A 12,756-nucleotide genomic window follows, 5' to 3' on the forward strand; every position below is an offset into this window, starting at 1 on the left:
AGGTTGTCGTTGTCAGCTGTTGCCGTATGAATGGCGTTGTCTGGCTGTCGTTGTCTGACATTCATCAATCGCTGCCTCCCCCTCCCCCATGAATCCTCTCGCTTCTCTCTTCCACGGCGCGCGCAGCGCCTGGACACGGTGGGCGTCTGCCTGCGCGAGCCTCGCGCTCGTGGGCATGACGGCCGCCTGGCCCGTTGCCGCGCACGCTCAAACCAATACCAATCTCGCCCGAGGCAAGCCCGTCAAGGTGTCGTCGACGGACGGGGTGTTCTCGGGTCCCTCGGCGGTCGACGGAGATCCGGGAACCCGCTGGAGCAGTGGCTTCTCCGACAATGAATGGATCTCCATCGATCTCGGGTCGACAGTGTCCATTGGCCGTGTGGTCCTCAACTGGGAGACGGCCTACGGCAAAGACTATACGCTCGAGTCTTCCAATGACGAGACGAACTGGTCGCCGCTGAAAACCGTCACCAACGGCGACGGGGGCATCGACGATTGGACGGTGTCCGGCACGGGCCGCTATATCCGCATGAGAGGACAGCACCGGGCCATCGGCTACGGCTACTCGCTGTGGGAGTTCGAGGTGTATGGCTCGGGCGGCACATCGCCGAGTACGGACCTCGCCCGGGGCCGTTCCGCCACGGCCACGAGCGTTGAGAACAACGACGTCAACCTCGGGCCTTCCTTCGCCTTCGACGGCAACGCCAACACGCGCTGGTCCTCCGCCGCCGCGATAGACCCGCAGTCGATCCGTGTCGACCTGGGTTCGCCCCAGCAGTTGGGCAAGGTGGTGCTCAACTGGGAAGGCGCCTACGCCAAGAAGTACACCATTGATGGCTCCAACGATGACGCCTCCTGGACGACCCTGGCCACCATCAGCGATGGCACGGTGGGTATCCGGGAGATCCCCGTGTCGGGCACGTACCGCTACGTGCGCATGCACGGCACCGAGCGCGGCACGGGCTATGGCTACTCGCTCTGGTCCTTCGAGGTCTACAAGCCCGGTGGCACCCCGCAGATTCCTACCCAGACGACCAACCAGACCGTCAAGCTCGTCTTCCCCGACCTGGCCTATGCGAAGGTGAGCATCTCGCCCACGCCGCTGGCCGTGTCGCCCGTTCCAGAAGAAGGCCTCGCAACGCCCTCCGTGCGCAACCCGGCGAAGGTGGTCACCTACTCGGTGACGTTCCCGCCGAACACCACGGTGACGATGTCCAAGAACCAGTTCTCCCCCACCCAGCCCAACACCGACATCCGCCTGGTGGTCACGGACTACACGGGCACCACCCAGCGCGCGCAGTCCGTCACCGCGCTCGCAGTGCAGGACGCTGTGTGGCAGGTGGAGATCTACAGCACGGGAACCACCAACCCCGGCGAACCCACCGGCCCCATCATCCCCGACCCGTACGTGAAGGTGCCTCCTCCGGCGACGACTGGCTCGTTCGCGGTGACCGCGCCCGCCAATGGCGCGATGATCACCAACACCCGCCGCCCCACGTTCCAGTGGGCCGCCGTCACCGGCGCCACCCACTACAAGCTCTTCGTCAACATCACCCGGAATGACTACGACTGGATGGCGCCCGGGGACCTGATCAACCGCTTCACCGAGGTGGGCTCCACCACCGGCACCTCGCTCACCATCGACCAGGACCTGGTCGATCGCTGGACGTACAAGTGGTACGTCGTCGCCACGCTCGCGAGCGGAGCCACCAGCCGCTCGGACCTGCGCACTTTCAGCGTCTACCTCCCGGTCGTCGAAACCGTCGCGGATGGCGTGCCGCTCATCAATGGCATGCGCGACCTGAACAAGAACGGCACCATCGAGCCGTATGAGGACTGGCACCACCCGATCGCCACACGCGTCAACGATTTGATGAGCCGGATGACGCGGCACCAGAAGGTGATGCAGCTGTTCTTCAACGCCAAGGAATACCCTGAAGCGGGCTTCACCATGGGTCCGCTGGCGCCGGAGGACATCGTTGCCTTCCAGAAGGCCTCCGCGGCCACGCCCCTGGGCATCCCCTACATCGACGCGGGTGACTCCATCCACGGCTTCAAGACGAGCTGGCCCACCCAGCCAGGACTGGTCGCCACGCGCGATCCGCAGCTCGCCTATGAGATGGGAGACATCCAGCGGCGCGAGCAGCTGGCCGTGGGAAGCCGCGGCACCCTATCCCCCCTGGCCGAGGTGGGCACGAAGATCCTCTACCCGCGCATCCAGGAAGGCAGTGGCGAGGACGCGGACGTGGCGGCGGGCTTCACGCGTGCGCTCATCGCCGGTCTGCAGGGCGGCCCCGAGGTGAATCCCCACTCCGTCTGGGTCACCACCAAGCACTGGCCGAGCCAGGGCGCCGGTGGCGAGGGCGGCATCACCTACGACGGCACCACCATCCACTACCACATGCGTCCGTGGCACGCCGCGCTCGAGGCGGGCACCAGCGGCATCATGCCCGGCTACGCCGGCAGCAAGCTGCTGGCCCCGGGCCAGTGGGGCGCGGGAGACAGCCCGGGCATCATCAACTACCTGCGCCAGAACATGGGCTACACGGGCGTCATCTGCACGGACTGGCTGCCCGCGGGCGACCCCTGGGTCCGCTCGCTCATGGCCGGCTCCGACGTGATGGGCGGCGCCGACCCCGGACAGATGGGTGACTTCGAGAGCCGGGTCACCGATGCCCGCGTCAACGAGTCCGCCCGCCGCGTCCTCGAGCTGAAGTTCCGGCTCGGCTTGTTCGAGGACCCCTATCGCAAGGGTCTCGCGGGAACCGCCGAGTGGCACACGGCCAACAACAAGAACGCGGCCCGCCTGGCCGCCCAGGAGTCGATGACCCTGCTCAAGAACGACGGCGCCCTGCCGCTGCGCATGGGCGCGGGCTCCTCGATCGTCGTCGCCGGCCCGCGCGCCGATGACCCATCCTGCATGGTCACGTGGCGCTCGGACTTCCACAACACGGAGTTCGGAGCCCTGACCATCTACCAGGCCATCAAGCAGCGCGCCGAGGCGGCGGGCATCACCGTGTACAAGGACGCGGCGCCCGCGGGTGTCACGCCTGGCGCGGCCATCGTGGTGGTGGGCGAGAGCTACTTCACGCACGGCACCGCCTGGGACAAGGAGAAGCCCTACATCCCGGGTGACCCGGCGGGTCCTCCGCACACCGCATTCTCCAGGCCGGACGAGCCCCGCGATCACTACGGCATCATCACCAGCTTCAAGTCGAAGAACATCCCGACGACCACGGTGGTCGTCCTGCCGCGGCCCTACATCCTCACCAACGTGGCGCCGCAGAGCAACGCGCTGGTGGTCGTCTACCGGCCCGGTGACCTGGGTGGTGTGGCACTGGCGGACGTGCTGTTCGGCGACGTGCTGCCCCGGGGCAAGCTGCCGTGGGATCTGCCCCGCTCGCTGGATCAGATCGGCACCGACGTGGAGACGGATCAGAAGGAGCGCTGGGATCTGCCGTTCGACCTCGGGGCCACCGAGGCCGAGCGCACCGCCATCCGCGACCGGATCGCCAAGGGTCTGCCCGTGCAGCCCATCTATGGCAACCCGTTCTACCGCTACGGCGATGGCATCCAGGGCTTCGGTCTGACCGACTCCACGCCGCCCACGACGTTCACCCTGCAGACGCCCGCGAATGGAACCACCATCACCGGCACGAGGCCTCCATTCTCGTGGACGGCGAGCAGTGATCCGCAGACGGGCATCCAGTACTACGAGATCTTCATCGACGGTCAGGCCGTGCTGGGGGGCAGGACGAAGACCACCTCCGCCGCGCTCGAGGGATTGAAGCTCTCCAACGGCCAGCACACCTGGTACGTGAAGGCCACCAACTGGGCCAACGTGACCACGACCTCGGCCACGTTCACGTTCACCCTCAATGACACCACGCCGCCCGCGGCCTTCTCCGCGCTCATTCCGGCGGCGGGCTCGTCGGTTCCCGGGAGCTCGACGCAGTTCATCTGGGAGCGCACGAGCGACGTGGGCGCGGGCGTCGCCCAGTACATCCTCACCGTGGACGGCACGGACCGCACTCCCGCGATCACCGCCGGCGCCTACACGGCCCCGACCGTCAACCTGGCGCGCGGCCGTAATGTCACCGCAACCTCCAACGAGTTCGGCAGCGCCAACGACGCGGTGGATGGCAACACCGCCACGCGCTGGTCCAGCCGCGCGGACACCGCCAACCCGGACACCGAGTCGATCACCATCGATCTCGGCGCCGTCTATTCGCTCAAGCGCGTGGTGCTCAACTGGGAGACCGCGTACGGCTCCCAGTACGTGGTGGAGGCCTCGCTCGATGGCACCACCTGGAAGCCGCTCTACACGGAGACCGCTGGCAACGGCGGCATCGATGACCTCTCCAACCTGAGTGGGGTGGGTCGGTTCGTGCGGATGCGTGGCGTGAAGCGTTTCACGCAGTTTGGCTACTCACTGTGGGAGTTCGAGGTGTATGGCCTGGCCACTCATCAGACGTCGCTGACCGGGCTGGCGGCCGGAAGCCACACCTGGCGCGTGCGCGCCGTGGACGGTGCCAACAACAGCACGCAGTCCAACGGCCCCATCTCGTTCACGAAGTAGCCTGACGGGTAGCGCTTCCCGAGCAGGGTGAAGACAGGGGCGGCCTCGCGAGGGGCCGCCCCCAACGTTGGTCGATGACCGGGTGTTGAACCAGCGTGGTCAGCGCGCCTGCGTCACCTTGTTGTCGATGCCCAGGCGGCTCACCTTGGGCTTCTCTTCTGCGGCCTGCTGCAACGCCCACAGGGAGGCGGCATCGTCGGGACGGGCGTCAAGGATGAAGACGGTCCCTATCACTTCACCGTGTCCCTGCGGGTCGTCGAGGACGTCCGGAAGCCGGAAACCCTCGCGGTGACCTCGGAAGACGACAGGATGGCATCCTCGGCGAAGTAGACCCAGTCCACATCCTGGTGATACGTCCGCGCGGTGGTCTTGGACCTGTCCAGCTCATCGAACCAGATGTTGAAATAGATGAACTGGTCCGTCTCGGGGAGGTACTTGAGGTCGCTGTGCATCGTCAGCAGCACGCCATTGACGTAATAGCGGATGGACGATGGAGAGACCTGGAGAACGAGCGTCTGCCACTGCGAGGCATAGTCCCCGTTGAGATGGTTCGAGACCTTGTCTGACTCCTGGATGTTGGCTCTCGTGTCCTCCCAGGAGGTCATCCAGATCGTGCTGCGGTCGCCCTCTCCCCAGCCGCCGTTGGGCATGTACTCGAAGTCCTGCTCCGAGTAGTTCGGATCATTCTGGACGTACTCGGTGATGGTGAAGAAGGTCTCGACGGGCTTGTCCGCCAGGTAGCGGGTCCCCGACAGCGGGGTGTTGTTGAACTTCACCCGGGCGGCATAGGTGCCGAACTTGAACTTCCTCGCATTGGAGGAGACCTCCGCCTGCAACGTGCTCCCATTGGTGCCGCGCGTGCTCGCCTGGAGCCGCATCAGCTTGTTGCCGGACGCCGAGGGGTCGGCGATGAAGGACACGTTGGCCGAGCTCCACGGAGCGCCATAGTTCGGCTGAGGCCCAGGGCCCGACCAGTTGGAGTCGTTTCGTACGCTCCACCAACTCCTGAAATTGGAGTCACTGGTCCCCGTGTAGCTGAAGTCGTCGAAGAACTCGGTCGTGATCGTTCCGCCGTCGCCCACTCCGCCGTCGCCCACTCCGCCGTCGCCCACTCCGCCGTCGCCCACTCCGCCGTCACCCACTCCGCCGTCACCCACTCCGCCGTCACCCACTCCGCCGTCACCCACTCCGCCGTCACTGCCTCCCACCGAGGGAGGTGTTCCACCCCGCAGCCCACCGGTGGGCGAGGAACCCGCATCGTGCACGGTGATCCGGCTCCAATCGATGAAGGTACTGTGGCTGCCGTACGAGTAATCGTCGGTCTCGTTGGTGTTGGCGCCGAACATCACCCCGAGATCAATGGGGCTGATCCACGCGCCAGGGGCCAGACTCCCCGCGCCGCTGGTGAAGCGAATCTCCGCGTACCGATCAGCACCCGTGTAGGACACGGTCCCGGACGTCACCGTCAGATTGGGGCAGGCAGCAGAGCCATTCCAATACCAGCATGCGACCGTCGCGCTCGGAGCATTGTTCTTCGTGAACCAGTAGCGCACGACGATGCTGCTCAGCGGAATCGAGGCCGAGGTGTTATTGCGAAACTTGATTTCGGCCTCGACGATGTCGTCATTGGGGCCGTCACTATTTATATTCTGATACTGCACGGTGAAGTCATTCGTCCCGGCGAAGCTCTCTCCCAGAGGGAACACCACGAACGCCGCGGAGAGCAGGGTCGCACATGCGCGGCGCAGACCGAGCTTGCCTTGCCATGTTTGCTCACTTCGCTCGACGACTCCCAGGCGCTTCCAGCTCAAACTCATGGATCGTCCCTTTCGAAAACACGGTTTACTGGATTCTTTGTTTATCCTGTCTTCGATATTTGATTGCAAGTAGTTATTTCCCGCAATCGATCATCAGCATGCATCGACCGATTGGAATGCGAGAACGGTCCGCTCGAAAAATGAGAAGAGACGATTCCGTTCGAGCTCCGCGGAAATTCCGCGCCATCCAAGCGCTCAGCGGGTCGATGAGCGCTCGGCCTGTCGGATTCCTCCACTCCCCAGTCCGCGCCCACACCGACCAACCGGAGCATCTTGCGCGGCCGAGCCCCCTCCCCCCACCTTCCAGGGACGGGGCCGCGAAAATCGCGCGCCGGGCGGTACCGCTCCCTCGGAAGCCCTCTGGCACGACGAATGCTGTGGCTCCCTCGCGTGGTCTCCACGCCTTTTCACGGAGCTGCACCATGCCTACCCGTGCCCGGAAGACTCCGCTCCACCACACCGGCTCCCGCGCTCGTGCCAGCAGTCCCCGGCTCACCCGCGCGCCCAAGGGCTCGCGTGCCCGCCCGGCCTCCCGGGAGAAGTGGATCTACCTCTTCGACGAAGGCCGGGGGGACATGAAGGACCTCCTCGGAGGCAAGGGCGCCAACCTCGCCGAGATGACCCGCATCGGACTTCCGGTGCCACCGGGCTTCATCGTCACCACCCGGGCCTGCAACGCCTTCCTCGCCGCGGGCAGCCGGTTCCCCGAGGGCCTCTGGGAGCAGGAGCTCGCCGCCCTGCGCAAGCTGGAGAAACAGGCTGGCCGCTCGCTCGGGAACCCGGAGAATCCGCTGCTCGTGTCCTGCCGCTCCGGCGCGCGGTTCTCCATGCCCGGGATGATGGACACCATCCTCAACATCGGGATGAACGACGCCGTCGCCGAGCGACTCGCGGCCCGGACGGGGGATGCACGCTTCGCCTACGACGCCTACCGCCGGCTGGTGCAGATGTTCGGCACCGTGGTGCTCGGCGTGCCAGACGAGCCCTTCGAGCAGGTGCTCGAGAAGCACCGGCGCCAGCGGGGCCTGGAGAACGACGCGGCCCTGCCCCCCGAGGACCTGAAGGCCATCACCGAGGCCTTCAAGGCCATCGTCCGCGAGAGGACCGGCCGTGACTTCCCGCAGGAGCCCGTGGAGCAGCTCCGGTTCGCCACCGAGGCCGTCTTCCGCAGCTGGAATGGCAAGCGCGCGGTGGACTACCGCAACGCCGCCGGCATCGCGCATGACCTGGGCACGGCGGTGAACATCGTCACCATGGTGTTCGGCAACCGGGGCGAGGACTCGGGCACGGGCGTGGTGACCACGCGCAACGTGTCCACCGGCGAGCGGGAGATGGAAGGCGACTACCTGTCCAACGCCCAGGGCGAGGACGTGGTGTCGGGGACGCGCCCCTCGCTGCGCATCTCCGCGCTGAAGGAGCTGCACCCGAAGCTGTACGCCCGGCTCGAGCGGTACTGCCAGAAGCTGGAGCGGCACTTCCGGGACGTGCAGGACGTCGAGTTCACCATCGAGCAGGGCAAGCTCTGGATGCTGCAGACGCGCGACGCCAAGCGCACGGCCCAGGCCGCGGTGCGCATCGCGGTGGAGCTGGCCGGGGAGAAGCTCATCAACCGCAAGGAGGCCGTCCTCCGGGTGAAGCCGGAGCAGATCGACTTCTTCCTGCACCCTCAATTCGCTCCGGCCGACAAGCAGGCGGCCCGGGAGCGGGGGGACCTGCTCGCCAAGGGGCTGAATGTGTCGCCGGGCGCGGCCAGTGGCGTGGTGGCCTTCGACGCGGACACCGCCGAGCGCTGGAGCAAGGAGGACAAGAAGGCCGTCATCATGGTGCGGCCCGAGACGAAGCCGGGCGACGTGCACGGCATGCTGGCGGCCCGGGGCATCCTCACCAGCCGGGGCGGGCGCACCAGCCACGCGGCGCTGGTGGCGCGGCAGTTCGGCAAGCCGGCCGTGGTGGGCGTGTCGGAGATGGAGGTGGACTGCGAGAAGCGGCAGCTCTCCGTGGCGGGGCGCGTGCTGCGAGAGGGAGACACCGTCTCCATCGATGGCACCACCGGCGAGGTCTTCGCGGGCCCGCTCGAGACCGTCATTCCGGACCTGGAGGATCCGCACATCCTGAAGCTGCTGGAGTGGGCCGATGGCTTCCGCGAGCTGGGCGTGTACGCGAACGCGGACTACCCGCGGGACGCGCAGCGGGCCCGGGAGCTCGGCGCGGAAGGCATCGGGCTGTGCCGCACCGAGCACATGTTCTTCGAAACGGACCGCCTGCCGCACGTGCAACGGATGATCCTCGCGCGCACCGATGAGGAGCGGGACGAGGCGCTCGCGCGGCTGCTGCCCTTCCAGCGCGAGGACTTCCTCGGGCTGTTCCGGACGATGGATGGCCAGCCCGTCACCATCCGCCTCATCGACCCTCCCCTGCACGAGTTCCTCCCCAGCCATGACGAACTGCTGCACGACGTCACCGAGCTGGAGACCCGGCTGGAGCTGATGAAGGACAGGTCCGAGGCCGCCGGCATGGAGGCGACGCTCGCGAGCAAGCGGCACATGCTGGAGGCGGTGCATTCGATGCGCGAGACCAACCCCATGCTGGGCCTGCGCGGAGTGCGGCTGGGAATCCACCTGCCGGCGCTCGTGCGCATGCAGGTACGGGCCCTCTTCGAGGCGGCCTGCCAATGCGCCCGCGAGGGCGTGCGGGTCTTCCCCAAGGTGATGATTCCGCTCATCGCGCACAGCAACGAGCTGCGCGTGGAGAAGGAGACGCTCGAGGCCGAGGCCCGGGCGGTGATGAAGGAGCAGGGCCGGAAGGTGGCCTACCAGTTCGGGACGATGATCGAGATTCCCCGGGCGGCCCTCACCGCGGATCAGATCGCCCAGGACGCGGAGTTCTTCTCCTTCGGGACGAACGACCTCACCCAGACGACCTATGGCATCTCGCGCGACGACGCGGAGACGGGCTTCCTCGGCGAGTACCTGCTCAAGCGCATCCTCCCGGAGAACCCCTTCGCCACCATCGACCAGCGGGGTGTGGGAGCGCTCATGGAGATGGCGGTGAAGCTCGGCCGGAAGACGCGGCCCGGGCTGGACATCGGCATCTGCGGCGAGCACGGCGGTGACCCGAAGACGATCGCCTTCTGCCACCGCATCGGGCTCGATTATGTGTCCTGCTCGCCCTACCGCGTGCCCATCGCGCGCCTGGCCGCGGCCCATGCGGCGATTGCCCCCACGCCGTAGGCGCCGAGCTATGCTCCGCGCCCATGAACGAACACCGCTCCGTCGCCGAAGGATTCATCACGCACCAGGTCACCAACCAGGCCCCGCCGCTCACCTATGACGCCTGGGCCACCGACACGGTGTTGCGTGAAGCCATCGCCCGGGAAGGGGGCGCCTGGGCGGAAGCCGAGCTCGCGAAGTACGGCCCCCTCGTGGGCGGTGAGCTGATGCAGCTCGGCTTCACCGCCAACGAGAACAAGCCGAAGTTCAGACCGTTCGACCGGTACGGCAACCGCCTGGACGAGGTGGAGTTCCACCCCGCCTACCACCGCCTCATGGAGCTGGCCATCGCCCATGGGGTGCCGAACTTCGCCTGGCGCCACGAGGACAGACCCGGTGCACACGTGGCCCGCATGGCGCTGTTCTACCTGCACAACCAGGCCGACCAGGGAACGAGCTGCCCCCTGACGATGACATACGCCAGCGTGCCCGCGCTGCGCCGCCAGCCCGAGATCGCCCGGGAATGGATGCCACGCATCAGCTCCGCCACCTATGACTCGCGGTTCATCCCCGCGGCGCAGAAGCGGGGCGCCACCCTCGGCATGGGCATGACCGAGAAGCAGGGCGGCTCGGATGTCCGGACGAACACCACGCGTGCGCATCAGCTCGGCGGCCGGGGGCCCGGGCAGCCCTATGCGCTCGTCGGCCACAAGTGGTTCTTCTCGGCCCCCATGAGCGACGCGTTCCTCGTGCTCGCGCAGGCCGAGGGTGGGCTGTCGTGCTTCCTCCTGCCGCGCTTCACGCCGGACGGCGATCGCAATGCCATCCGCATCCAGCGCCTCAAGGACAAGCTCGGTGACTGGAGCAACGCCAGCTCCGAGGTCGAGTTCCAGGGTGCCACCGCCTGGATGGTGGGCGAGGAAGGCCGCGGCGTCGCCACCATTCTCGAGATGGTGGCCCTGACGCGCCAGGACTGCATGATTGGTTCGAGCGGCCAGATGCGCCAGGCGCTCGTGCAGGCGATCCACCATGCACGCTACCGCAAGGCCTTCGGCAAGCGGCTGATCGATCAACCGCTGATGCTCAATGTGCTCGCCGATCTGGCGCTCGAATCGGAAGCACATACCGCGCTCACCGCGCGCGTGGCTCGGGCCGTCGACGCGAGCCACCGGGACGCCCGGGAAGCGGCCTTTGGCCGGATCGCGACGGCCATCGGCAAGTATTGGGTGTGCAAGCGTGCTCCCGCCTTCATCAACGAGGCGCAGGAGTGCCTCGGCGGTGTCGGCTACGTCGAGGAGTCGAACCTCGCGCGGCTGTACCGGCAGGCCCCGCTGAACTCCATCTGGGAAGGCAGCGGCAACATCCAGTGTCTGGACATGCTGCGCGCGGCCACGCGCGAGCCGGCCAGCCGTGACGCCCTGTTCGAGGAGATCCTCGCCGCCCGGGGTGGGCATCCGGCGCTCGACGCCGAAGCCGCGCGACTGGCGAAGGAATTCGATGACCTGAGCACGCTCGAGTCGCGTGCGCGGTTCATCGTCGAGCGCCTCGCGTTGGCGCTGCAGGCCTCCATCCTCATCCGCGCCGGCAACTCCCAGGTCTCGGACACCTTCTGCGAGTCGCGTCTGGCCGGTGCACACGGACAGACGTTCGGCACGCTTCCAGCCCACGCACCGATGCATGCGCTCATCCAGCGCGCCTTCGCGGAAGGAGCCGAGACCCCGCGGTAGGCGCTGGCCAGGCCCCCGTCCTTACCGGGTCCGCAACAGGTCACTCGAGGCACTTGCGGAACCCCTCCGTGAGCGCCTCCCGATCCAGATTGCGGCCGATGAAGACGAGATCGTTCGCCCGGGGCGTCTTCCCCCAGGGCTTGTCGGGCTGCCCGTCGAAGAGCATGTGCACCCCCTGGAAGACATAGCGGTTCTTCTGGCCCGCGATGGCGAGGATGCCCTTCATCCGGAAGATGTCCGCCCCCTGCTCTTGCAGCACCTTGGCCAGCCAGGCATTCAGCCGGTGCGGGTCGACCTCCCCCTCCAGGTGGATGCCCACGGACGTCACCGTCTCGTCGTGCGAGTGGCCGGCACCGAAGGCCTGCTCCACCCGGCACTTCAGGACGCCTCCCGCGGCATCCTCCACCCGTAGCGCGTACTCCTCCGGGCCATGCTCCGTGAAGAGGGCATAGAGCCCCTCGCGAGGAACCGTCAGGGGGTACACCTTACGGCCCCGGTCCTTCGAGAAGTCGAGCTGGAAGTGGCTGTTTCCCGCGGCGAGCGCACCTCCGGAGACGCGACGCGAGGGAGAGCGAGACCAGAAGCGCACGGCCTTCTCCGCGCCCGCCTTCAGCCCCGCCTCATCGTCGGAGTCCACCGGCACGAGGGCGACGTCCATCGACGCGTCCGGACCCTCCCCGAGGACGAGACTGGCCTGGCCCGGCTGGAGCGCATGGACACCACCCCACTCGAAGGGGTACTCGGGCTCGAGGAAGGCCGGCTTCTGCCGCAGCGCCCGCCCCAGGTCGAAGCCGCCCACGTCGAGCACGCTCTCGATGGGAATCCGTCCCCTCACCGTCCGGTGGATACGGGCCAGGGCATTCATGCTCCGGATGCGGCGCTCCACGCGCTCGACCTCCTCAGGCGTCACCAGGTCCGTCTTGTTGATGATGATGACGTCCCCGAAGGCGATCTGCTCCTTGCACTCGTCGCTGTCGTCGATGTGCAGCGAGACGTGCTTCGCGTCCACCAGGGTGACGATGCCGTCGAGCTGGAACTGGGAGCCGATTTCGTCATCGACGAAGAACGTCTGTGCCACGGGGCTCGGGTCCGCCATGCCCGTGGTCTCCACGAGGACATGGTCGAACTTGTCCTTGCGGCGCATGAGGCTGCCGAGGATGCGGATGAGGTCTCCCCGCACCGTGCAGCAGATGCACCCGTTGTTCATCTCGAAGACTTCCTCGTCCGCGTTGATGACGAGCGCCTGGTCGATGCCGATCTCCCCGAACTCGTTCTCGATGACGGCGATGCGCTTGCCGTGCTGCTCCGTCAGGATGCGGTTGAGGAGCGTCGTCTTGCCCGAGCCCAGAAAGCCGGTCAGGACCGTGACAGGAATCTTCTTCTCCGAAGTCGCCAAGGCTTTGTCTCCTTGAAATCGCGGGTAC

Annotated in this window: 6 protein-coding genes; 3 read left to right on the top strand and 3 right to left on the bottom strand. The window is 66.8% G+C overall.

The window, feature by feature from the left end:
• Positions 1-88: 88 nt before the first annotated feature.
• Positions 89-4,579 (top strand): discoidin domain-containing protein, encoded by a 4,491-nt coding sequence (locus JQX13_RS42385; RefSeq protein ID WP_203405097.1) that lies wholly within the window; start codon positions 89-91, stop codon positions 4,577-4,579.
• Positions 4,580-4,678: 99 nt separating this feature from the next.
• Here the strand turns inward: JQX13_RS42385 and JQX13_RS55715 are convergent, their stop codons facing one another.
• Together JQX13_RS55715 and JQX13_RS54835 are read right to left on the bottom strand one after the other, a co-directional pair.
• Entirely contained in the window at positions 4,679-4,813 is a 135-nt protein-coding gene (locus tag JQX13_RS55715; RefSeq protein ID WP_275424914.1) for a hypothetical protein, read from the bottom strand.
• Positions 4,810-6,396, bottom strand: coding sequence for a cellulose binding domain-containing protein (locus JQX13_RS54835; RefSeq protein WP_239014186.1), 1,587 nt, complete (start codon positions 6,394-6,396; stop codon positions 4,810-4,812). The genes JQX13_RS55715 and JQX13_RS54835 overlap by 4 nt, the downstream gene beginning before the upstream one ends.
• 422 nt (positions 6,397-6,818) lie before the next feature.
• Here JQX13_RS54835 and ppdK point away from each other — a divergent pair, with 422 nt between their 5' ends.
• Both ppdK and JQX13_RS42400 read left to right on the top strand, forming a co-directional pair.
• Positions 6,819-9,626 carry a pyruvate, phosphate dikinase gene (ppdK, locus tag JQX13_RS42395; protein ID WP_203405098.1) on the top strand — a complete coding sequence of 936 codons (2,808 nt, stop codon included), beginning with the start codon at positions 6,819-6,821 and terminating at the stop codon, positions 9,624-9,626.
• Positions 9,627-9,649: 23 nt separating this feature from the next.
• Complete coding sequence (locus tag JQX13_RS42400; RefSeq protein ID WP_203405099.1) at positions 9,650-11,332, top strand: isovaleryl-CoA dehydrogenase; 1,683 nt, start codon at positions 9,650-9,652, stop codon at positions 11,330-11,332.
• A 40-nt stretch (positions 11,333-11,372) separates the two neighbouring features.
• Here JQX13_RS42400 and JQX13_RS42405 read toward each other — a convergent pair whose 3' ends face one another.
• A complete protein-coding gene (locus JQX13_RS42405) occupies positions 11,373-12,728 on the bottom strand; it encodes a CobW family GTP-binding protein (protein ID WP_203405100.1) in 1,356 nt (451 codons plus the stop codon).
• Between the last annotated feature and the right edge of the window lie 28 nt (positions 12,729-12,756).

This window comes from Archangium violaceum (assembly GCF_016859125.1).
Lineage (GTDB): Bacteria > Myxococcota > Myxococcia > Myxococcales > Myxococcaceae > Archangium > Archangium violaceum_A.